Origin of the sequence: Pantoea sp. GD03673 (assembly GCF_029844725.1) — a bacterium.
Taxonomy (GTDB): domain Bacteria; phylum Pseudomonadota; class Gammaproteobacteria; order Enterobacterales; family Enterobacteriaceae; genus Pantoea.
This window is the reverse complement of the sequence record NZ_JAOCKJ010000006.1, coordinates 122,109-144,737: the sequence shown is the minus strand read 5'-3', so window position 1 is coordinate 144,737 and position 22,629 is coordinate 122,109. Positions and strand designations below refer to the sequence as shown.

General features: G+C 56.8%; 21 protein-coding genes. 15 read left to right on the top strand and 6 right to left on the bottom strand.

The annotated features are described in order from the left end of the window. From ubiI to N5J69_RS13100, 5 genes are all read left to right on the top strand, one after another. Window positions 1–1,203 (top strand): FAD-dependent 2-octaprenylphenol hydroxylase, encoded by a 1,203-nt coding sequence (ubiI, locus tag N5J69_RS13120; protein ID WP_279770868.1) that lies wholly within the window; start codon window positions 1–3, stop codon window positions 1,201–1,203. 433 nt (window positions 1,204–1,636) lie between these two features. Further along, on the top strand, window positions 1,637–2,734 hold the full coding sequence (gene gcvT / locus N5J69_RS13115) for a glycine cleavage system aminomethyltransferase GcvT (protein WP_279770867.1): 1,098 nt from the start codon (window positions 1,637–1,639) through the stop codon (window positions 2,732–2,734). A 23-nt stretch (window positions 2,735–2,757) separates the two neighbouring features. Beyond that, on the top strand, window positions 2,758–3,144 hold the full coding sequence (gene gcvH, locus N5J69_RS13110; protein ID WP_279770866.1) for a glycine cleavage system protein GcvH: 387 nt from the start codon (window positions 2,758–2,760) through the stop codon (window positions 3,142–3,144). An 80-nt stretch (window positions 3,145–3,224) separates the two neighbouring features. After that, entirely contained in the window at window positions 3,225–6,098 is a 2,874-nt protein-coding gene (gcvP, locus tag N5J69_RS13105; RefSeq protein ID WP_279770865.1) for an aminomethyl-transferring glycine dehydrogenase, read from the top strand. A 65-nt stretch (window positions 6,099–6,163) separates the two neighbouring features. After that, window positions 6,164–6,907 carry an SDR family oxidoreductase gene (locus N5J69_RS13100; protein WP_279770863.1) on the top strand — a complete coding sequence of 248 codons (744 nt, stop codon included), beginning with the start codon at window positions 6,164–6,166 and terminating at the stop codon, window positions 6,905–6,907. Window positions 6,908–6,937: 30 nt separating this feature from the next. On the opposite strand, the gene N5J69_RS13095 is transcribed toward N5J69_RS13100, so the two are convergent. Both N5J69_RS13095 and N5J69_RS13090 read right to left on the bottom strand, forming a co-directional pair. Then, a complete protein-coding gene (locus N5J69_RS13095; RefSeq protein ID WP_279770861.1) occupies window positions 6,938–8,377 on the bottom strand; it encodes a 6-phospho-beta-glucosidase in 1,440 nt (479 codons plus the stop codon). 115 nt (window positions 8,378–8,492) lie between these two features. Further along, entirely contained in the window at window positions 8,493–9,212 is a 720-nt protein-coding gene (locus tag N5J69_RS13090) for a MurR/RpiR family transcriptional regulator (RefSeq protein ID WP_279770859.1), read from the bottom strand. A gap of 168 nt (window positions 9,213–9,380) precedes the next feature. Between N5J69_RS13090 and N5J69_RS13085 the strand changes: the two genes are divergently transcribed. Further along, the gene (locus N5J69_RS13085; RefSeq protein WP_279770857.1) at window positions 9,381–10,046 is read left to right on the top strand and encodes a hemolysin III family protein; all 666 of its coding nucleotides are present in this window, start codon (window positions 9,381–9,383) and stop codon (window positions 10,044–10,046) included. A 51-nt stretch (window positions 10,047–10,097) separates the two neighbouring features. On the opposite strand, the gene ygfZ is transcribed toward N5J69_RS13085, so the two are convergent. Beyond that, a complete protein-coding gene (gene ygfZ, locus N5J69_RS13080; RefSeq protein WP_279770854.1) occupies window positions 10,098–11,084 on the bottom strand; it encodes a tRNA-modifying protein YgfZ in 987 nt (328 codons plus the stop codon). A 226-nt stretch (window positions 11,085–11,310) separates the two neighbouring features. On the opposite strand from ygfZ, the gene sdhE reads away from it, so the two are divergent. After that, complete coding sequence (sdhE, locus tag N5J69_RS13075) at window positions 11,311–11,577, top strand: FAD assembly factor SdhE (protein WP_279770852.1); 267 nt, start codon at window positions 11,311–11,313, stop codon at window positions 11,575–11,577. Further along, the gene (locus tag N5J69_RS13070) at window positions 11,552–11,962 is read left to right on the top strand and encodes a protein YgfX (protein WP_279770851.1); all 411 of its coding nucleotides are present in this window, start codon (window positions 11,552–11,554) and stop codon (window positions 11,960–11,962) included. The genes sdhE and N5J69_RS13070 overlap by 26 nt, the downstream gene beginning before the upstream one ends. A gap of 85 nt (window positions 11,963–12,047) precedes the next feature. Here N5J69_RS13070 and fldB read toward each other — a convergent pair whose 3' ends face one another. Next, on the bottom strand, window positions 12,048–12,566 hold the full coding sequence (gene fldB, locus N5J69_RS13065; RefSeq protein WP_279770850.1) for a flavodoxin FldB: 519 nt from the start codon (window positions 12,564–12,566) through the stop codon (window positions 12,048–12,050). A gap of 102 nt (window positions 12,567–12,668) precedes the next feature. On the opposite strand from fldB, the gene xerD reads away from it, so the two are divergent. The 6 genes from xerD (at window position 12,669) to N5J69_RS13035 (ending at window position 19,513) form a co-directional block, all read left to right on the top strand. Further along, a complete protein-coding gene (xerD, locus tag N5J69_RS13060) occupies window positions 12,669–13,562 on the top strand; it encodes a site-specific tyrosine recombinase XerD (protein ID WP_279770849.1) in 894 nt (297 codons plus the stop codon). 21 nt (window positions 13,563–13,583) lie between these two features. Continuing rightward, window positions 13,584–14,297 (top strand): bifunctional protein-disulfide isomerase/oxidoreductase DsbC, encoded by a 714-nt coding sequence (gene dsbC, locus N5J69_RS13055; protein ID WP_279770848.1) that lies wholly within the window; start codon window positions 13,584–13,586, stop codon window positions 14,295–14,297. A gap of 3 nt (window positions 14,298–14,300) precedes the next feature. Then, window positions 14,301–16,037 (top strand): single-stranded-DNA-specific exonuclease RecJ, encoded by a 1,737-nt coding sequence (gene recJ, locus N5J69_RS13050; RefSeq protein WP_279770846.1) that lies wholly within the window; start codon window positions 14,301–14,303, stop codon window positions 16,035–16,037. 229 nt (window positions 16,038–16,266) lie between these two features. After that, a protein-coding gene (gene prfB, locus N5J69_RS13045) for a peptide chain release factor 2 (protein ID WP_279770843.1) occupies window positions 16,267–17,365 on the top strand; the annotation gives its coding sequence in 2 pieces (ribosomal slippage) (window positions 16,267–16,341 and window positions 16,343–17,365; 1,098 coding nt in all). A 9-nt stretch (window positions 17,366–17,374) separates the two neighbouring features. After that, window positions 17,375–18,895 carry a lysine--tRNA ligase gene (gene lysS / locus N5J69_RS13040; protein ID WP_279770841.1) on the top strand — a complete coding sequence of 507 codons (1,521 nt, stop codon included), beginning with the start codon at window positions 17,375–17,377 and terminating at the stop codon, window positions 18,893–18,895. Between the two features lie 123 nt (window positions 18,896–19,018). Beyond that, a complete protein-coding gene (locus N5J69_RS13035) occupies window positions 19,019–19,513 on the top strand; it encodes a cupin domain-containing protein (protein ID WP_279770838.1) in 495 nt (164 codons plus the stop codon). On the opposite strand, the gene N5J69_RS13030 is transcribed toward N5J69_RS13035, so the two are convergent. Then, window positions 19,510–20,136 (bottom strand): serine protease, encoded by a 627-nt coding sequence (locus tag N5J69_RS13030; protein WP_279770835.1) that lies wholly within the window; start codon window positions 20,134–20,136, stop codon window positions 19,510–19,512. The two genes, N5J69_RS13035 and N5J69_RS13030, sit on opposite strands and share 4 nt — an antisense overlap. A 361-nt stretch (window positions 20,137–20,497) precedes the next feature. Here N5J69_RS13030 and N5J69_RS13025 point away from each other — a divergent pair, with 361 nt between their 5' ends. Beyond that, entirely contained in the window at window positions 20,498–21,661 is a 1,164-nt protein-coding gene (locus tag N5J69_RS13025; protein WP_279770834.1) for an MFS transporter, read from the top strand. Here N5J69_RS13025 and N5J69_RS13020 read toward each other — a convergent pair. Continuing rightward, entirely contained in the window at window positions 21,658–22,578 is a 921-nt protein-coding gene (locus tag N5J69_RS13020) for a LysR family transcriptional regulator (RefSeq protein WP_279770832.1), read from the bottom strand. The genes N5J69_RS13025 and N5J69_RS13020 overlap by 4 nt on opposite strands. Window positions 22,579–22,629 lie beyond the last annotated feature (51 nt).

Here is a 22,629-nt window from a genome sequence, read left to right as displayed (position 1 = left end):
ATGCAAACTTTTGATGTGGTGATTGCCGGTGGCGGTATGGTGGGACTGGCAGTGGCCTGCGGCTTGCAGGGCAGCGGACTGCGCATCGCCGTACTGGAAAAATCGTCAGAGCCCCCGCTGGTGCTGAGTGCGTCACCGTCAGTTCGCGTCTCGGCAATCAACGCCGCCAGCGAACGGCTGCTGCAGAAGCTGGATGTCTGGTCCACGATTCTTTCGCTGCGCTGCCGCGCATATCACGGCATGGAAGTGTGGGATAAAGACAGTTTCGGTACCATCGCCTTTGATGACCAGCAGCAGGGCTTGTCGCATCTGGGCCATATCATCGAAAATCCGGTGATCCACAACGCGCTCTGGCAACGCGCCAGCGCCTGCAGTGACGTGACGCTGATGGCACCCTCGCAGCTACAGCAGGTGGCATTTGGCGACAACGAAGCCTTTATTACCCTGCAGGATGGCAGCATGTTAAGCGCGCGCTTACTGATTGCCGCCGACGGTGCCAACTCCTGGCTGCGCAATAAAGCCGATATTCCACTGACCTTCTGGGATTACGACCACCATGCGTTAGTGGCTAACGTTCGCACTGAGAAGCCGCACGACGCAGTGGCGCGCCAGGTGTTCCACGGCGACGGCATTCTGGCTTTCCTGCCCCTGCAGGATCCGCATCTGAGTTCCATCGTCTGGTCGCTCTCGCCGCAGGAAGCGAGCCGTCTGGAAACCATGCCGGAAGCGCTGTTCAATCAGCAACTTTCGGTGGCATTTGATATGCGACTCGGCCTGTGCCAGCTGGAAAGCGAGCGTAAGTCGTTCCCGCTGGTCGCACGCTATGCCCGCAACTTCGCGGCACATCGTCTGGCGCTGGTAGGCGATGCGGCTCACACCATTCATCCGCTGGCGGGTCAGGGTGTTAACCTTGGCTTTATGGATGCCGCTGAGCTGATCGGAGAGATTCGCCGTCTGCATCAGCAGGGCAAAGACATTGGCCAGCACCTGTATCTGCGTCGCTACGAGCGCAGCCGCAAGCACAGCGCCGCCATGATGCTGGCGGGAATGCAGGGCTTCCGGGAAATGTTCGCGGGCAACAATCCGGCGAAAAAACTGCTGCGCGACGTCGGTCTGAAACTGGCTGATCGCCTGCCAGGCGTAAAACCGATGATGCTGAAGCAGGCGATGGGTCTGAACGATTTGCCCGCCTGGCTACGCTAATTCCGCTCTTCTGATAAGCCAGCGTCTGCTGGCTTTTTTTATGTCTGAATCTCCCTCTGCACCACGAAAAGGCAACGCTGCACCAGCAGGGTTCTTCGTTTGATTTATTCTAATTTTGCGCCAGAATTCGCATTACTTTATCTCATGCATAACGCATCTGGCTGCAAGATCTTTTTAACATCCTGGACGCTATCCCGCATAAATTTGCTGTGCATATTTGAAAGCCCTGCATTTATTGCGCGATTAATCACAAAATTGCAGTTTTTTATCCTGTGGCCTGCCATTCCTGGTTAGGCTGTGCATCGGCTTTCGACCCCGTTTTGCTTATGGTTAATCGTCAGATTCGGTGGTAACGTCAGCCGTAAGAGAACGTTTGCGTCGGCACTGAATCCCGGCGCACTTTTGCACCCACTCGCTTCTGCACAGGATGGTTATGACTCAGCAAACACCTCTGTTTGAACAGCATCAGGCCTGCGGTGCCCGCATGGTGGATTTTCATGGCTGGATGATGCCGCTGCACTATGGCTCCCAGATGGATGAACATCATCTGGTCCGCAGCGATGCTGGCATGTTTGATGTCTCTCACATGACCATTGTCGACCTGACGGGCCCGCGTACCCGCGAATTCCTGCGCTACCTGCTGGCAAATGATGTGGCAAAACTGACGCAGCCAGGCAAAGCGCTTTACACCGGCATGCTGAATGCATCAGGTGGCGTCATTGACGATTTAATTGTTTACTTTATGAGCGAATCGTTTTTCCGGCTGGTGGTGAACTCCGCCACCCGTGAAAAGGATCTCGCCTGGATCACGCAGCACGCGCAGGGTTACGGCATTACGCTCACCGAACGCGATGACCTGGCGCTGATTGCAGTGCAGGGTCCGCAGGCGCAGCAGAAAGCGCAGACGCTGTTCAGCGAAGAACAGCGTCAGGCTGTCGCGGGCATGAAGCCGTTCTTCGGCGTTCAGTCAGGTGACCTGTTCATTGCCACGACGGGCTATACCGGCGAAGCGGGATATGAGATTGCCCTGCCCGCAGGCGAGGCGGCGGGTTTCTGGCAGCGTCTGCTGGCCGCAGGTGTCAAACCTGCCGGACTGGGCGCGCGCGACACGCTGCGTCTGGAGGCAGGCATGAATCTTTACGGTCAGGAGATGGATGAAGGCGTTTCACCGCTGGCAGCCAATATGGGCTGGACCGTCTGCCTGGAGCCCACTGACCGCGATTTCATTGGCCGGGAAGCACTGGAACTGCAGCGTGAGCGCGGTACTGAAAAGCTGGTGGGACTGATCCTCACAGAAAAAGGGGTGCTGCGTAACGGCCTGCCGGTGCGTTTTACTGATGATCAGGGGCAACGGCAGGAAGGCATCATCACCAGTGGTTCTTTCTCACCAACGCTGGGTTACAGCATTGCTCTGGCGCGTGTTCCGGCCACTATCGGCAGCACCGCAATCGTTGAGATCCGTAACCGCCAGATGCCGGTCCAGGTTACCCGTCCCGTTTTTGTCCGCGCCGGTAAACCGGTCGCCCAGTAACTTTTATTCAGGAGAAATGGCCAATGAGCAATGTGCCGAATACGTTGAAGTACCGCGACAGCCACGAATGGGTGCGCAAAGAAGCTGATGGCAGCTACACCGTGGGAATCACGGAACATGCGCAGGAGTTACTGGGCGACATGGTGTTTGTCGATCTGCCTGAAGTCGGCGCGACGTTTGCCGCGGGTGAAGAGTGCGCGGTTGCTGAATCCGTTAAAGCGGCCTCAGATATCTATGCACCCGTCAGCGGTGAGATTGTGGCGGTTAACGATGCCCTGACTGACTCACCGGAGCAGGTCAACAGCGAGCCTTATGACGGCGGCTGGTTATTCAAAATCAAAGCCAGCGACGAGTCTGAAATTGACACGCTGCTGGATGCGGATGCTTACAAAGCCTCCATCGACGAGTAATCGTCAGGCGGCCTCGTGCAGAGGCCGCAGATTTCTGTTTGCTCTCCGGTTCCCCCAGCCCGATTCAGGATTTACTGCAAATGACTCAGACTCTCAGCCAGCTTGAACATAACGGTGCATTTATTGAGCGCCATATCGGTCCTTCTCCTGAGCAGCAGGCGCAGATGCTTGATGCTATTGGTGCCCGTTCGCTGGACGCGTTAATCAGCACGATTGTACCGGCAGACATTCAGCTGCCAGGCCCGCCAGCGGTAGGTGAAGCCGCCACTGAACAGCAGGCGCTGGCCGAGCTGAAAGCGATTGCCAGCCAGAATCTGCGTTACAAATCCTGGATCGGTATGGGCTACAGCGCGGTGATCACCCCGCCGGTCATCCTGCGAAATATGCTGGAGAATCCAGGCTGGTACACGGCCTACACGCCCTATCAGCCCGAAGTTTCTCAGGGCCGTCTGGAGGCGCTGCTGAATTTCCAGCAGTTGACGCTGGACCTCACCGGCATGGATATCGCATCCGCCTCACTGCTGGACGAAGCCACGGCTGCTGCCGAAGCGATGGCGATGGCAAAACGCGTCAGTAAGCTCAAAAACGCCAATAAATTCTTTATTGCTGATGATATTCATCCGCAGACGCTGGATGTGGTGCGAACCCGCGCAGAGACGTTCGGCTTCGAACTGATTATTGATCGCGCGGACAAAGCGGCCGATCACGACGACCTGTTTGGTGTGCTGCTGCAACAGGTGGGCACCACCGGTGAAGCGCATGACTACCGTGCGCTGATTGCCGGGCTGAAAGCACGCAAAGTGGTGGTCAGCGTGGCGGCGGACTTTATGTCACTGGTGTTACTGGAAGCGCCAGGCCAGCAGGGCGCAGATATCGTCTTTGGTTCAGCGCAGCGCTTTGGCGTGCCAATGGGTTACGGCGGTCCTCATGCGGCCTTCTTCGCCAGCCGCGACGAGCATAAACGCTCCATGCCAGGCCGCATCATTGGTGTTTCGCGTGATGCCGCTGGCAACACGGCGCTGCGCATGGCGATGCAGACCCGTGAACAACACATCCGTCGTGAAAAGGCCAACTCCAACATCTGTACTTCGCAGGTGTTGCTGGCAAACATCGCCGGTCTCTACGCGGTATTCCACGGCCCGGCCGGTCTGAAACGCATTGCCTCACGCATTCACCGCCTGACGACTATTCTGGCTGCGGGACTTCAGCAGGGCGGCCTGAAGCTGCGCCATCAGCACTGGTTCGATACGCTGACGGTGGAAGTTGCAGATAAAGCCGCCGTGCTGAACCGTGCCCTGAGCTTTGGCGTTAACCTGCGCAGCGACATTCACAACGCCGTTGGCATCACGCTGGACGAAACAACCTGCCGTGACGATATTCTGGCGCTGTTCGAGATTCTGCTGGGTGATGAACACGGCCAGGATCTGGAAAAGCTCGACAGCGAAGTTGCCAGCGAAAGCCATGCGATTCCTGCGGGCCTGCAACGCCATAGCGCTATCCTGACGCATCCGGTGTTCAACCGTCATCACAGCGAAACCGAGATGATGCGTTACATGCACAGCCTGGAGAAAAAGGATCTGGCGCTGAATCAGGCGATGATCCCGCTGGGCTCCTGCACCATGAAGCTCAATGCTGCCGCCGAGATGATCCCGATCACCTGGCCGGAATTTGCGGAGCTGCATCCGTTCTGCCCGGCGGAACAGGCCACAGGCTATCTGCAGATGATCGGCCAGCTTTCGCAGTGGCTGGTGCAGCTCACCGGCTATGATGCACTCTGTATGCAGCCGAACTCCGGCGCACAGGGTGAATATGCGGGACTGCTGGCGATCCGTCGCTATCATGAAAGTCGCGGTGAGAGCGATCGTCATCTTTGCCTGATCCCGAGTTCAGCGCACGGGACTAACCCGGCATCAGCCCAGATGGCGGGCATGGACGTGGTGGTGGTGGCCTGCGATAAACAGGGCAATATCGACCTTGGCGATCTGCGTGAAAAAGCGGCTCAGGCGGGTGATAAGCTTTCCTGCATCATGGTGACGTATCCGTCCACCCACGGTGTTTATGAAGAAACTATCCGTGAAGTGTGCCAGATTGTGCATCAGTATGGCGGCCAGGTTTATCTGGATGGCGCAAACATGAATGCGCAGGTCGGTATCACCACGCCGGGCTATATTGGCGCGGATGTGTCGCACCTCAATCTGCATAAAACTTTCTGCATTCCGCACGGCGGTGGCGGTCCGGGTATGGGACCGATTGGCGTCAAGGCGCATCTGGCTCCGTTTGTGCCGGGACACAGCGTGGTGCAGATCGACGGTGTGCTGACCCAGCAGGGCGCGGTATCCGCAGCACCCTTTGGCAGTGCCTCCATTCTGCCTATCAGCTGGATGTACATCCGCATGATGGGCGCAGAGGGGCTGAAACAGGCCAGCTCGGTTGCCATTCTGAATGCCAACTACATCGCCAGCCGCCTGCAGTCTGCCTATCCGGTGCTCTACACCGGCCGTGACGGTCGCGTGGCGCACGAATGTATCCTCGACATTCGCCCATTGAAAGAGCAGACCGGCATCAGTGAACTGGATATTGCCAAGCGCCTGATCGACTACGGGTTCCATGCGCCGACCATGTCCTTCCCGGTGGCTGGCACGCTGATGGTCGAGCCGACTGAATCTGAGAGCAAAATCGAACTGGATCGCTTTATTGATGCGATGCTGGCGATCCGCATGGAGATTGACCGGGTAACGGCAGGTGAATGGCCGCTGGACGACAACCCGCTGGTGAATGCGCCGCACACCCAGCTGGAAATCGTCAGTGAGTGGTCACATCCTTACAGCCGTGAACTGGCGGTCTTCCCGGCGGGCAGCCACAATAAATACTGGCCAACCGTGAAGCGTCTGGATGATGTGTTTGGCGACCGCAATCTGTTCTGCTCCTGCGTGCCGATGAGCGACTATCAGTAAATCGCGGCAGCAGCAGGTCATGCCATAAGGGCCGGTTCCCGGCCCTTTTTTACGGGAGAAACAGCATGAAACTGGCACTGGTTACGGGCGGCAGTCGCGGTATAGGACGGGCCACATCGCTGTTGCTGGCAGCGCGGGGGTATCGGGTTGCGGTGAACTATCGTCAGCGTGAGGCGGAAGCGCTACAGCTTGTGGCGCAAATCCAGCAGCAGGGCGGTGAGGCCGTTGCGGTTCAGGCGGATATCAGTGATGAAGCGCAGGTGATGGCGATGTTTGCGCAGCTTGACCAGCAATCCATGCCGCTGGCGTTGCTGGTGAACAACGCCGGGATTCTGTTTCAGCAGTGTCGCACCGAGCAACTGGATGCGGCGCGACTGCAAAAGGTTTTTGCCACCAACGTTATCGGAACCTTTCTCTGCTGTCGTGAGGCGGTTAAGCGGATGGGCACCCATCACGGCGGCCAGGGCGGCGCGATTGTTAACGTCTCGTCGGCGGCGTCCCGTACCGGTGCGCCCGGCGAATATGTTGATTATGCGGCCTCAAAAGGCGCGATGGACACGCTGACCAGGGGATTGTCGCTGGAAGTGGCGCAGCAGGGGATTCGGGTCAACGGCGTTCGGCCTGGGTTCATCTATACAGAGATGCATGCCGATGGCGGAGAGCCAGGCCGGGTAGACAGGCTGGCCAGCGTGATTCCGATGGGGCGTGGCGGTGTGGCAGAAGAGGTGGCAGAAGCGATCGTGTGGCTGGCCAGCGACGCGGCCTCTTACGTCACCGGCAGCATCATTGACGCTGCCGGTGGGCGTTAATTAACGTCGTCGCGAAGGCGGCGTTGCGAATTACAGGTTTACACCGTTGCTGGCGATAACCTGCTGATACCAGTTAAAACTCTTTTTCTTCGCACGGGAAAAATCGCCGCTGCCATCATCGTTTTTATTCACATGAATAAAACCGTAACGCTTATCGTACTGGCCGGTGGTGAACGATACGCAATCCAGGCAGCCCCATGGCGTATAACCCATTAATTCGACACCATCATACGCCACGGCTTTCTTCATCTCTTCGATGTGCGCACGCAGGTAGTCGATGCGGTAATCATCTTCAATCACGCCGTCAGCGTTGGGCTTATCGATAGCACCAAAGCCGTTTTCCACGATAAACAGCGGTTTCTGATAACGCTCATAGAGTTCGTTCAGGGCGTAACGCAGGCCAACCGGATCAATCTGCCAGCCCCAGTCTGATGCTTTCACATGTGGGTTTTTCACCACCCCTTCGAAGCCGGTGATGGGATCATCAACGCCGCTGGCATCCGTCTTCACGGCGTTGCTCATGTAGTAGCTGAAACCGACATAGTCGGCGCAGCCCTGGCGCAGTGTTTCAGCATCGTCAGCGTCCATCTGAATGTCATACCCTTTGCGCGCCCACTCTTTCAGGGTATAGGCCGGGTAGGCACCGCGCATCTGCACGTCGCTGAACACATAGCGCTGATGCATCGATTCCTGCGCCAGCACCACATCGTCCGGATGGCAGGAGAACGGGTAGACCGGCACCATGGCGATCATGCAGCCAATCTGAAAGTCCGGGTTGATGTCGTGGCCGAGTTTCACCACTTTTGCGCTGGCAACAAACTGATGGTGCATGACCTGATACATTGCTTCTTCAGGCTTCTCGTGATCAGTGAAGATTACGCCTGAACAGCAGTAACCAAACAGCGGATACTGCCAGTTGCGCTGGTTGTTGATCTCGTTAAAGGTCATCCAGTATTTCACTTTGTTTTTATAGCGGTTCAGCACCACTTCGCTGAAGCGCACAAAGAAGTCGACCACTTTACGGTTGTGCCAGCCGCCATACTCTTTAACCAGGTGATAAGGCATTTCAAAGTGCGAAAGGGTGATGACCGGTTCAATGCCATACTTCAGCAGTTCATCAAACAGGTCGTCATAGAATTGCAGGCCCGCTTCGTTGGGCTGCTGCTCATCCCCGTTGGGGAAGATGCGGGTCCATGCAATGGAGGTGCGGAAGCATTTGAAGCCCATCTCGGCAAACAGCGCGACATCCTGTTTGTAGTGGGAGTAAAACTCCACGCCTTTGTGGTTTGGATAGAAATGGCCGGGCTGCACGCCGTCGGTGATCACCCGGTCAACGCCATGTGAACCGCCGGTCAGCACATCAGCAATGCTGACGCCTTTGCCGCCCTGATCCCAGCCGCCTTCAACCTGATGTGCTGCTACCGCGCCGCCCCAAAGAAAGCCTTCAGGTAACTGCCATTCTGCACTCATGCTTCACCCCATTACGGATATTGAAATTGAGCTGAGTGTAGCAAGGCAATAATGAAAGTCACGATATAACAGCATGCGAATAATTGCGTTTGTTACATCTGAAAAACAGGCTGTTTTATTTCCCCAGCTGGCGGCCAATCGCTTCAATTATATAGGTGACCGGCACCTGAGTCGTAATATCTGAATTGTCCGCCATACGGATAATCGGTACGTGATAGCACAGCGTGAAATCACCAATTTTCGCCAGTGAACAGCTCTCCGTGTTGGTGATTGCAATGATTTTGCACTTATTCAGGCTGAACTGGCTGGCAATGCGCAGGATCTCTTCCGTTTCACCGGAGACCGATAAAATGATAGCCACGGCATTTTCATACAGATCAGGGCTGACCGGATAATAGGGATCGTCAATGGCGTGGCTGAATTTCCCAAGGTTAGAGAAAAAACGTGCGCCATATTTTGCCAGGCTGCCGGAGGTGCCGACGCCAATAAAGAAGACCCGCTCAGCCTGATTAATTTTTTGCGCGGCCTGCGTGATGAGCTGTTCAAACTCCGGGTTATTAATACTCTTAAAAAAGCTCAGCATCTCGCTGACGCCTGCCGTATTAAGCAGCGGCGCACTCTGTTGTTCGCTTAAGCGAAGGCGGATGCGGAATTCCGACCAGCCCTGGCAGTCCATCTTGCGGCAGAAACGCAGCACGGTAGTGGTGGAGACACCCGCCTGCTCAGCCAGTTCGCGGATCGTCATGTAGCTGACGCCTTCACGGTGCTTAATGATGAACTGATAGACCTGCATTTCCAGATCGTTAAGGCGGGCGAGATCGCGATGCGAAAACATGGAGTACTCATTGAACAGTTGACCGGCGGTCAGTTTACCAGATTCATCATCCGGTTTAACGGAGAGCGAAATCTATCAGATTATTTTAGCGTACACGTGTACACTGAAAAAATTGTTGGCTACGCTGGATAGCAGTCATTACTGCTATCAGCTGTTCAGGAACCTGTTATGACCACCACACTTTCTCAAAAGCCTCAACACGCAGCGGGCTATGTGTTTGCTGAAGAAATTGCTAACAGTATCAGTCACGGTCTGGGGTGCCTGTTCGGCATCGTCGGACTGGTGCTGATGCTCAATCAGGCAATGGAGAGTCAGGCAGATACCCTCACCGTTATCAGTTACAGCCTCTATGGCGGCAGCATGATCCTGCTGTTTCTTGCCTCAACGCTCTATCATGCCATCCCGGATGGCCCGGCCAGACCCTGGCTGAAAAAGCTGGATCACTGTGCCATCTATCTGCTGATTGCCGGTACCTATACGCCGTTTCTGCTGGTCGGTCTGAGAACGCCGCTGGCGTATGGATTAATGGCGGTGATCTGGGGGCTGGCACTGGCAGGCATTCTTTTCAAACTCACTATTGCGCATCGCTTTAAAGCGCTGTCGCTGGTGACCTATCTCTGCATGGGCTGGCTGTCGCTGATTGTGGTTTATCAGCTGGCGATGATCCTGCCGCCGGGCTGCATCTGGTTACTTGCCGCAGGCGGGATTGTCTATTCGCTGGGGGTCATTTTCTATGTGGCGCGCCGCATTCCCTTTAACCACGCTATCTGGCATGGATTCGTGCTGGGCGGCAGTCTCTGTCACTTCTGCGCGATTTACTTTTATGTGCGCTGATCTGAAGTGCAGCACGGGCCCTTCCCTGAACAGAAGGGCCATGTGGCTTAATCAGCTCTCATCCAGTGAGTAGGGCAGCGGCTGAATGGTCAGATGTCCGCCTTCGTCACCTTCAACCCGCAGCACGCTGTCCGGCTCCAGATCGTTATTCAGCACCACCTGAATCCAGCTGAGGCCGTCATCTAACTGCACCGCAGCCAGCACGCTGCCGGTACGACGCCAGCGGTCACCCATCTGCAATTCCAGCGGGGCATTGGCCTCGGGAAGATGGCTTGCCTGACCCGCCAGCCAGTAGAGTGCGCGTTTATTGGCACCACGATATTTCGCTCTGGCGACCATCTCCTGACCGGCATAGCAGCCCTTTTTAAAGCTGATTGCATCCAGCGCCTGCAGGTTGGTGGCCTGCGGAATAAACTGCACGCTGGTGGCGGGATCGATAACCGGAATCCCCGCTTCAATATCCAGCGCCAGCCACTGCTGACTGTCATTGAACTGCGCATCATCGTTGAGTTTCTGCTTCAGCGTCTCAGCCTGTGCCTGCGAGGTGGCAATCAGAAAACGTTCGGCGGGATGGGCAAACCACAGTAGCGTGGTGTCTCCCTGCTGCACTACCGGCTTCTCGCTGTCGGGCAGGCTGTCAAACAGACCGGCCAGCGCCGCACGCGCCTGAAAACCGGCGACGCCCAGTAGCACGGACGCCTCGTCAGCGGCCATCGTCACTTTCGAAAACACGGCATACTTCTTTAACTCGGTCAGCTGGGTGTCGCGCAGTTCACGGCGGATCAGATAGGCGTAGCCTTCGCCGCGATGGAACAGGCGCAGGTTGCTCCACATTTTGCCTTTGGCATCGCAGTGGGCGGCGGGCGAATGGTGGTCTGCATCCAGTGCCGCAACATCCAGGGTTAACTGACCCTGCAGGTAAGCGGTGCTGTCGGCACCGGTAACGGAAACCAGCGCCCAGCTGTCCAGTGACATCAGGGTTAACGGCAGACGAGACGACGCGGCAGGCTGGCGCGGCGGTAAAGTAAAAGTGGGCATGGAGATATCCTGTTTAAGAAGGTTCATCCGGAACATTGTCTTCAATGTTAAAAGAGCCGACTGGCAATGCAACCTGTTTACGGAAAACGGCGCACAAAAGGCGTGATAACCCTGAAAACAGATGCGCTGAAATGTGGCAGGTTGCACAGCCTGCGATGCTGCGCCTGCGAGCCGCAGGAAACCAGGTTACACTAGCGGCCACGTTGTGAATGGTGGAAATTGATGCATGGATATTAATGATAAATCACGAATTCAGTGGGCCTGCCGTCGCGGCATGCTGGAACTGGATGTGGCTATTATGCCGTTCTTCAAATTTGAGTATGACACGCTGAGCGACACCGATAAGCAGGTCTTTGTTGCCCTTCTGAAGAGTGACGATCCTGACCTGTTTAACTGGCTGATGAATCACGGTGAGCCAGCCGATCCAGAATTTAAGCGGATGGTGAGTCTGATCCAGCAGCGTAATCATGATCGCGGCCCGGTGGCAATGTAAGCTGCGGCCCTCTCGCCTGGCGTGCGGATGTCTGTGCGCCTGGCTGGTGGCCGCCATCACGGGGGTTGTGCTGATGGCGCTGCCTGCAGGCGGCTGGCTGATCAGAGGGCCGATTATTCTGCTGTTGCTGGCCGAGGGCTGGCGGTGTTGCCGGCGATTGATTCAGCGGCACGGCCCGTTACAGCGGGAAAGCGTACATTGCTGGATCTGGCAGGGAAAACGCTGGCGGCCTGTTCAGCCGCTACGCTGGTTACCGGCTGGCGTGCTGCTGGTAGCGAAAAGCGAACAGGGGGCTGTGCTGCGCTGGTGGCTGATGCGGGACAATATGCAGCCTGGCGAATGGCGGGCGTTACGCGCCTGCTGCTTCAGCAAAGCGCGACATTAAAAGCCCGCAGGCAGGCAAGTGCGATAACTGCCGTTCAGCGGCGCGTGCTCCGGTGCAACAACGGCAGGCGCTCACCTTTGGCCGATCAGAGCAGTGCAGCGGTTTCGGTTAACACCTGCTCGCACCACTGCTCAACGCGCTCATCGGTAACTTCGAACTGATTAACATCATCCAGCGCCAGACCCACAAACTGTGCGCCATCAGCAGTCAGCGGTTTCGGACTGGTGAACGTATAGCCTTCAAGCGGCCAGTAACCGACAAAACGAACACCCATCGGCTGCAGCAAATCATGCAGCATGCCGAGCGCATCTAAAAACCACTCGCCATAGCCAATCTGATCGCCCATGCCATAGAGCGCGACAATCCTGTTTTGCAGATTCAGCGCGGGCAACTGCGTCCAGATAGCTTCCCAGTCCTCCTGCAACTCACCGAAATCCCAGGTCGGGATGCCCATGATCAGCAAATCGTACTGCTCCATCAGGCGCGGGTCGTCATCTTTGACGTTATGCAGCGTCACTAACTCTTCGCCAATAAAATCGCGAATTTTCTCCGCTACGATTTCGGTGTAACAGGTACTGGAACCGTAAAAAAGACCGATTTTCATGCAGATAACACTCTGTAAATACTGACTTTGGCGCAATTGTACCAGAAGCGCTGCTGAATCAGGCATAATGAGCATGATTTTACACCAGACGGCGGAGATAACGTGCAGGACAGCGAACTGACAGAACAGTTTCTTGATGCGCTCTGGATTGAACGCAATCTGGCGCAGAACACTCTCTCCTCCTATCGTCAGGATCTTCAGACGCTGACCGGCTGGCTGGCGCATCACCAGCTGACGCTGCTCAGCGTGACGCCACTGGATCTGCAGCAGTTCCTGGCCGAACGGCTGGAGGGCGGCTACAAGGCGACCAGCTCAGCGCGGCTGCTTAGCGCCATGCGCCGCCTGTTTCAGTATCTTTACCGCGAAAAGCTGCGTGCGGACGATCCCAGCGCGCTGCTGTCAGCCCCCAAACTGCCGCAGCGTTTGCCAAAAGATCTCAGTGAGGCACAGGTCGAGCGGCTGTTGCAGGCACCGGATATCGCTATTCCGCTGGAGTTGCGCGACAAAGCGATGCTGGAGCTGCTTTACGCCACCGGTCTGCGCGTCTCCGAACTGATTGGTCTGACGCTTAGCGACATCAGCCTGCGTCAGGGCGTGGTCCGGGTCATCGGTAAAGGTGATAAGGAGCGGCTGGTGCCTTTAGGTGAAGAAGCAGTTTACTGGCTGGAGCAATATATGGAACATGGTCGCCCGTGGCTGCTTAACGGACAGACGCTGGACGTGATGTTTCCCAGTAATCGGGCGCAGCAGATGACGCGCCAGACCTTCTGGCATCGCATCAAGCACTACGCCACGCTGGCGGGCATCGACAGCGAAAAGTTATCGCCGCATGTGATGCGCCATGCCTTTGCGACCCATCTGCTGAACCACGGTGCCGATTTGCGTGTCGTACAGATGCTGCTGGGACACAGCGATCTTTCCACCACCCAGATTTATACGCATGTGGCCACCGAGCGCCTGCGTCAGTTACATCAACAACACCATCCGCGAGCCTGATTCGCGGCCATAAGGATAAAAATGAACAAGCATTTTGCCCTGCTGGCTCTGTTAGCCAGCGCCTTTTCCGGTCTGGCTCAGGCCGATGACAGCGCCATTCAGCAATCACTTAAAAAGCTCGGTCTGAACCAGACGGAGATCAGCCCGTCACCGCTGCCAGGGTTTAAAACCGTGCTGTCTGAAAGCGGTGTGCTTTACGTGACTGACGATGGCAAACATATGATCCAGGGGCCGCTTTACGACGTCAGTGGCACACAGCCGGTCAACGTGACCAATCAGCTGCTGGACAAAAAAGTCGAGGCGCTGGTGCCGGAGATGATCGTCTATAAAGCGCCGAAAGAGCAGCATGTGATTACGGTCTTCACCGACATCACCTGTGGCTATTGCCACAAGCTGCACGAGCAGATGGCTGACTATAATGCGCTCGGCATTACCGTGCGCTACCTGGCGTTTCCGCGTGAAGGGCTGAAGGGTCAGATTGAACCGGCCATGAAAGCGATCTGGTGCAGCGCTGACCGCAATAAAGCCTTTGATGAGGCGATGAAAGGCAATGCGCCGAAGATGGCCGCCCCGGACAGCTGCAAAATCGATATTGCTCAGCACTACAAACTTGGTGTGCTGTTCGGCATTCAGGGCACACCCGCGATGCTGACCGATACCGGCATGATGATCCCGGGTTATCAGTCGCCGCAGGAGCTGAAGCAGGTGCTGGACAATCAGAAGCGTGGTGGGTAATCGGTGGTAAAACAGGATGTGGAACTCCGTCGTCGTGAGGTGACGGTTGACGATGCGCTTCCGGCGACGCTGCCGCCGCTGCTGAAACGACTCTACCTGCAACGCGGCGTGTGCGACGCCGCTGAGCTGGAGCGCGGTGCGAAAAACCTGCTGCCGTATCAGTCCCTGAGCGGGATTGAGAGTGCAGTAGCGCTGCTGCACCAGGCGCTGCTGGACGGGCGTCGCATTATGGTGGTGGGCGACTTTGATGCCGATGGCGCGACCAGTACCGCACTGACGGTCATGGCGCTGCGCAGCATGGGTGGCGGCAACGTGCAGTATCTGGTGCCTAACCGCTTTGAAGATGGTTATGGCCTCAGTCCGGAAGTGGTGGAGCAGGCGCGTGCGCGGGGTGCCGCGATGATCCTGACGGTCGATAACGGCATCTCTTCGCATGCCGGGGTAGCGTGCGCGCATCAGCACGGTATTCCGGTGCTGATTACCGACCATCACCTGCCGGGCGAGACCTTACCGGCCGCTGACGCGATCGTTAACCCCAACCTGCCAGACTGCAACTTTCCCTCACGCGCGCTGGCAGGCGTTGGCGTTGCGTTCTATCTGATGCTGGCGCTGCGTGCCCATTTGCGCACGCAGGGGTGGTTTGGCGCGACCCGTACTGAACCGAATCTGGCGGAGATGCTCGATCTGGTGGCGCTTGGCACGGTAGCCGATGTGGTGCCGCTCGACGTTAACAACCGCATTCTGGTGTGGCAGGGGCTCAGCCGCATCCGGGCCGGAAAATGCCGGCCAGGCATCCGGGCGCTGCTGGAGATAGCGAATCGCGATGCGCGTCAGCTGGCCGCCAGCGACCTGGGTTTTGCACTGGGTCCCCGGCTTAACGCCGCGGGCCGTCTCGACGATATGTCGGTGGGCGTGGCGCTGTTAATGACAGACGATCTCAGCCAGGCACGCATGTTAGCCAGTGAACTGGACGCGCTGAATCAGACGCGAAAAGAGATAGAGCAGGGCATGCAGAGCGAAGCGCTGGCGCTGTGTCAGGCGCTGGAGCGCGAGCAGCGCGATCTGCCGCTGGGTCTGGCTTTCTATCATCCCGAATGGCATCAGGGCGTGGTGGGCATCCTCGCTTCACGTCTGAAAGAGCGCTTCCATCGTCCGGTCATTGCCTTTGCGCCAGCGGGCGACGGGACGCTGAAAGGTTCGGGCCGTTCGATTGCCGGGCTGCATCTGCGTGATGCGCTGGAGCGACTGGACACGCTGAATCCCGGCCTGATGCTGAAGTTCGGCGGTCACGCCATGGCCGCGGGTTTATCGCTGGAAACCGCACGCTACGAGGAGTTTCGCCAGCGCTTTGCCGATCTGATTGGTGAGTGGCTGGATGGCGAATCGCTGCAGGGCATCATCTGGTCTGATGGCGCGCTGCAGCCGCAGGAGTTTTCGCTGCAGACCGCGGAGACGCTGCGCGAAGCCGGTCCCTGGGGCCAGGCGTTCCCGGAACCCGCGTTTGACGGCAAATTTAAGCTGCTGCAACAACGGCTGGTGGGGGAGCGCCATCTGAAAGTGATGGTTGAGCCGCTGGATGGCGGTCCGCTGATCGACGGTATCGCCTTTAATATCGATACCACCCTCTGGCCCGACAGCAGCATTCGTCAGGTCGAACTGGCGTATAAGCTGGATATCAACGAGTATCGCGGCAACCGTTCGGTGCAGCTGATCATCGATCATATCTGGCCACTGAACTGAGTGAACAGGGCGCGCTTCTGCGGTCACAACAGCGGCGCGTCAGCCCGCCTGCTGCTTTCGCTCACCGTGCGGTAAGCGAGGAGGGTGCCGCGGCCCGATAAGCAAATGCGCCGTGTCATCTCATCAGGGCATCCGCCCGCTGTCTCAGCGCTACAAACTGCCGCCAGTTTCGGGTAAACTTGTGCGTTAATTTTCCTGTCCCATCGAACATAAGAAAGACGCTAAAGCCATGTTTGAAATTAACCCGGTCAAAAACCGTATTCAGGACCTCAGTGAGCGCAGCGACGTTCTTCGGGGGTATCTTTGACTACGATGCCAAGAAAGAACGCCTCGAAGAAGTAAACGCCGAGCTGGAACAGCCCGATGTCTGGAATGAACCTGAGCGTGCTCAGGCGCTGGGCAAAGAGCGCTCCTCGCTGGAAGCCATCGTGCAGACGCTGGAACAGATGTCGCAGGGCCTTGAAGATGTGCAGGGTCTGCTTGAACTGGCGGTAGAAGCAGAAGACGAAGAGACCTTCAACGAAGCCGTTGCCGAGCTGGATGGGCTTGAGGGCAAGCTGGGCGAACTGGAATTCCGCCGCATGTTCTCTGGCGAATATGACAGCGCCGACTGCTACATCGATCTGCAGGCGGGGTCTGGCGGCACCGAAGCGCAGGACTGGGCCAGCATGCTGATGCGTATGTATCTGCGTTGGGCTGAAGCCAAAGGCTTCAAAACCGAAATTATCGAAGAGTCTGAAGGTGAAGTCGCGGGCATCAAGTCTGTGACCATTCGCGTGTCAGGCGACTACGCGTTTGGCTGGTTACGCACTGAAACGGGCGTGCATCGCCTGGTGCGTAAGAGCCCATTTGACTCCGGCGGTCGTCGTCACACCTCATTCAGCTCCGCCTTTATCTATCCGGAAGTGGATGACGATATTGATATCGACATCAACCCGGCCGACCTGCGCATTGACGTTTATCGCGCTTCGGGTGCGGGCGGTCAGCACGTTAACCGGACGGAATCAGCGGTTCGTATTACCCATATTCCAACCGGTACCGTCACCCAGTGTCAGAATGACCGTTCTCAGCACAAGAACAAAGATCAGGCGATGAAGCAGATGAAAGCGAAGCTGTACGAGCTTGAGATGCAGAAGAAAAATGCTGAGAAACAGGCGCTGGAGGACAACAAGTCCGACATCGGCTGGGGAAGTCAGATCCGTTCTTACGTTCTCGATGATGCCCGCATCAAAGATCTGCGCACCGGCGTAGAGACGCGTAACACCCAGGCGGTGCTGGACGGCGATCTGGATCGATTCATTGAAGCTAGTTTAAAAGCAGGGTTATAAGGAACCGACATGTCTGAACAACAACCGCAGAGCGCTGATGCCGCCGTTGAGTTAAATAACGAACTGAAAGCGCGTCGCGAAAAGCTGAGCGTGCTGCGTGCAAATGGCGTGGCGTTTCCTAACGATTTCCGTCGTGACAGCCTCTCAAACCAGCTGCATGAGCGCTATGGCGAGAAGAGCAACGAAGAGCTTGAAGATCTCGGCATCGAAGTCAGCGTCGCCGGACGCATGATGACCCGCCGTATCATGGGTAAGGCCTCTTTCGTGACCCTGCAGGATACAGGCGGCCGGATTCAGCTTTACGTCTCACGTGACGACCTGGCTGAAGGCATCTACAACGAGCAGTTCAAAAAGTGGGATCTCGGCGATATCCTTGGCGCACGTGGCAAACTGTTCAAAACGAAAACCGGCGAACTGTCGATTCACTGTTCTGAACTGCGCCTGCTGACCAAAGCGCTGCGCCCGCTGCCGGACAAGTTCCACGGCCTTGCCGATCAGGAAACCCGTTATCGTCAGCGTTACCTTGATCTCATCGCCAATGATGAGTCACGCAACACCTTCAGAATTCGTTCGCAGATCATGGCTGGCATTCGTCAGTTCATGGTGGGCCGCGACTTTATGGAAGTGGAAACCCCGATGATGCAGGTGATCCCGGGCGGTGCCTCTGCGCGTCCGTTTATCACCCATCACAATGCGCTGGATATCGACATGTATCTGCGTATTGCACCAGAGCTTTATCTGAAGCGTCTGGTGGTAGGCGGATTCGATCGCGTGTTCGAGATCAACCGTAACTTCCGTAACGAAGGGATTTCGCCACGTCATAACCCAGAGTTCACCATGATGGAACTCTATATGGCTTATGCGGATTACAAAGATCTGATCGAGCTGACCGAAAGCCTGTTCCGCACACTGGCGCAGGATGTGCTGGGCAGCACCGTTGTGCCTTACGGTGAGCAGACGTTTGATTTCGGTAAGCCGTTTGAAAAACTGACCATGCGCGAAGCCATCAAAAAGTATCGCCCGGAAACCGATCTGGCCGATCTGGAAGACTTCGATAAAGCGGTGGCGATTGCACAATCTCTGCACATCAAAGTGGAGAAGAGCTGGGGTCTGGGCCGCGTCGTAACGGAAATCTTTGAAGAGACGGCAGAGGCGAATCTGATTCAGCCGACCTTCATTACCGAATACCCGGCAGAAGTGTCGCCGCTGGCCCGTCGCAACGACGATAACCCGGAAATCACCGATCGCTTTGAGTTCTTCATTGGCGGTCGTGAAATCGGTAACGGCTTCTCCGAGCTGAACGATGCGGAAGATCAGGCTGAGCGTTTCCTGCAGCAGGTGAATGCCAAAGATGCGGGTGACGACGAAGCGATGTTCTACGACGAAGACTACGTTACCGCACTGGAACATGGTCTGCCGCCAACCGCAGGTCTGGGCATCGGTATCGACCGTATGGTGATGCTGTTTACCAACAGCCATACCATCCGTGACGTCATTCTGTTCCCGGCACTGCGTCCAGGCAGCAAATAAGTCTTACTGTTCTCAGAAAAGGCCGGGGTATCCCGGCTTTTTTATGTCTGCCGTTCGCCGCGTGATGCTTGAGTCATGCCGTTCCCTCTGCCAGGCTGAAGGTCTTAACCTGGAGCAATCATCATGACGCAACGTCCCGACTGTATTCGCCACTGGCAGGCGCTGGAAGGCGAGGATAACGAACATTATGACGACAGCGATGAGCGCATGTCGATCGGTGCGCCACTGGGGCGGCTGCTGGGATTAACCCGCCTTGGTATTCATCATGAAAGGCTTTTGCCCGGACGCCGCCTGTCTTATCCCCATGCGGAGAGCGCGGAAGAAGAGTTCATCTTTGTGCTTGAAGGTCAGCCTGACGCCTGGATCAACGGCGAGCTTTACCCGCTATCGCCGGGCGATGCAGTGGCCTTTCCGGCGGGGACGGGCATTTGCCACACCTTCATCAATAACAGCGATCGCGAAGCACGCTTTCTGGTGGTGGGGGAGACCCGCAAGCCAGAAAATCGTATTACTTATCCTCTTAACCCGGATTACGAAGCAACCCGTCAAGACAGATGGCTGAATCCGCCCGAACATCCTATGGGCAACCATCCCGGCTTGCCTGACAAAAAGCCTTAGGATTTCAGGGCATTATCCAGCCAGGTCTGGAACCGCGAATAGGGCACATAGAGCGCAACATTCTTATAAAGTGTCTTGCCGCTGGCATTGTCATTGATGTTATTGCTGTAGCCGATAATCACCCCTGCCAGCGTATCGTCTGACGCGTTATAAACCGCGCCGCCCGACATCCCCTTCACCACACCCGCATTCGCCGCTACCACGACGCAGTCTGGCTTGTTCCAGCTGTTTGCCAGCGTGGTATTGATCAGGTTCTGCCCGCTGGAACTGACCGGCATAGCCGAAATAAAGCTGTAGCCGTAAAGGTTTACCTGGTCGCCGATATGGCTGTTGCGGAAACTGGGGGGCAGGTTCGCTTCGCTGTTTTTGTGATAGACCACCGCCAGGTCGCACTGCGGATGCCAGGCTTTGACCCGATAAAGCGAAAACTTCGCTACGTGCGCGGCGGTCAGGCTGTATTCCGGCGTCAGCGGGATAGTGGTGCCAAGCGTGCCGATACCCAGTATGGTCGGAATGCCGGTCACGGTCATATCAACCCGCTTTTCAGCTTCTTTACTGTACTCATAATGACCAACGGAGCAGCCGGTCAGGGCAAAGACCATCAAGGCTATGAGTCGCTGCATTCTCTCTCCCTGCGTCAAAAGTTGATAACTACACCTGGCAATTGATTAGGGATATATCGGCAACGTTGCGAAATAATTAATGAGTTACATATAAAAAAGGGTAATCGGTTAACAGGAAATGGCAACCTGGCCCGGTGCAGGCAGACGCCGCACGGCTCTGCCTCTGACCGTCTGACGCGGAGGGATGGCATCAGGAGGGCAGGATTATTGCGGCAGCAGCAATAATCCTTTGCGCGCGACAGGCTAGGTGGCTAACCGGCGCTGTGCTGTAATACTCACTGTGACGCAGATCAAATTTTAATAAGCGTCGAAGGGCTGCGCGTCTGCGCGGTTCACCTGCAAATAAGACTGGGAGAGTGTTATGCCTGTTGCATTACTGGCGCTGGCGTTGAGTGCGTTCGCCATCGGAACCACCGAGTTTGTCATCATGGGATTATTGCCGGAGGTGGCGCGTGACCTTCAGGTGTCCATTCCGTTGGCGGGCTGGCTAATCAGTGGCTATGCGCTGGGGGTGGCGATAGGTGCGCCGATTATGGCGCTGCTCACCGCCAGACTGCCGCGCAAAAAAACGCTGATTCTGCTGATGGTGATCTTTATTGTCGGCAACCTGCTGTGTGCGCTGGCATACAACTATAACCTGCTGATGCTGGCGCGAATCGTTACCGCGCTCTGTCATGGTGCATTCTTTGGTATTGGCGCGGTCGTTGCTGCCAGCCTGGTGCCTGCCGGTCGTCAGGCATCCGCTGTGGCGCTCATGTTTACCGGGCTGACCTTAGCGAATGTGCTGGGCGTTCCGCTGGGCACCAGCTTCGGACAGATGTTTGGCTGGCGGGCCACGTTCTGGGGCGTGGCGGTCATTGGCGTGCTGGCGTTTATCGCCCTGATCGTGAGTCTGCCCAACAATAAAGAGGAGAAGCCGGTTCATCTGGCGAGTGAAATCGGTGCGCTGGCCAACGGGAAACTCTGGCTGTCGCTGCTGATGACGGTCTTCTTTGCCGCGGCGATGTTCGCGCTGTTCAGCTACATTGCGCCGCTGCTGTTAGAGGTGACGGGCATCAGCGATCGGGGCGTCAGCTGGACGCTGTTCCTGATTGGCGCAGGGCTGACGGTGGGGAATATTCTTGGCGGCAAACTGGCCGACTGGAAAGTCTCTTTCAGCCTGATCCTCAGCTTCTCACTGATCGCCATTTTTTCGCTGCTGTTCAGCTGGACCAGTCATGCGCTGTGGCTGGCGGAGATCACCCTGTTCCTGTGGGCGATGGCGACCTTTGCGACGGTGCCAGGCCTGCAAATTAACGTGGTCCGTCACGGTAAAGAGGCACCAAACCTGGTTTCAACCCTGAACATTTCGGCGTTTAACGTCGGTAATGCGCTGGGTGCCTGGGTCGGCGGCGCGGTTATCGGGCGTGGATTTGGCCTGACGACAGTACCGGTCGCGGCGGCTGCGCTGGCAGCCATCGGCCTGCTGATCTGCCTGATCACCTTCCGTAAATCGGGCCGCGCAGCCGCCAGGGTTCGCGCTTAAGCCAGACGGGCGGCGATACGTGCCGGAAAGTCAGCCACCTGCTGTTGCAGATGGCTGACAAAGGCATCGACCAGCGCCGATGCAGGGCGGTGCTGCGGCCTCACCAGGCTGACGGTAAACGGCACCGCCACGCTGAATGTCCGCATCACCACACCGCTGTCGGCGTAATCCAGCGCCGTCAGCGGATTCACAATCGAAATGCCCACGCCCGCTCTCACCATTGCGCACACCGAAGCTGCGCTGTGCGTCTCCATGACCAGCCGCCGTTCGACGCCCTGCTCCTGGAACAGCGCATCCAGCAGCTGACGATAGCTGTCGTTGCGCGACAGGCTCACATACTGTTCGCCCGCAAAATCGTGCGGCGTCAGCACGTCACGCTGACTCAGCGGATGCTGCTGCGGCAACACGCACACTTCATTGCAGGTCAGCAGAGCAAGGCGGTCCGTTCCGGCCGGGGCGTGCTGGGTTTCGGTTAAGCCAAGGTCATAGCGCTGTGCTGACAGCCACTCCTCCAGCAGCGGCGACTCCTGCGGAATTACATTCAGGCTCACATCGGGGTAGCGCTGTAAAAAGGGCTGGCACAGCGGTGGCAGCAGCGACTGCGAAAAAACCGGCAGACAGGCGATCGACAGCTCACCCTGACGGAACTGACGCAGGCCTTCCGCTGCTTCCATGATGCGATCCAGACCGTACCAGGATCGCTGCACCTCTTCAAACAGGCGTAACCCCTGCACGGTCGGTTGCAGGCGACCGCGTACTCGTCCAAACAGCGCTAATCCCAGCTGCTGCTCCAGTCGCGCCAGCTCCCGGCTTACCGTAGGTTGGGAAGTATGCAGCAGCGTGGCGGCCTGAGTCAGGTTGCCGCTGGTCATCACCGCATGAAAAATCTCGATATGCCGCCAGTTAATGTTTGCCACGCCGCTTTCCTATATCCATTCTGCATAGATGCTATTAAAACAGATATTTTT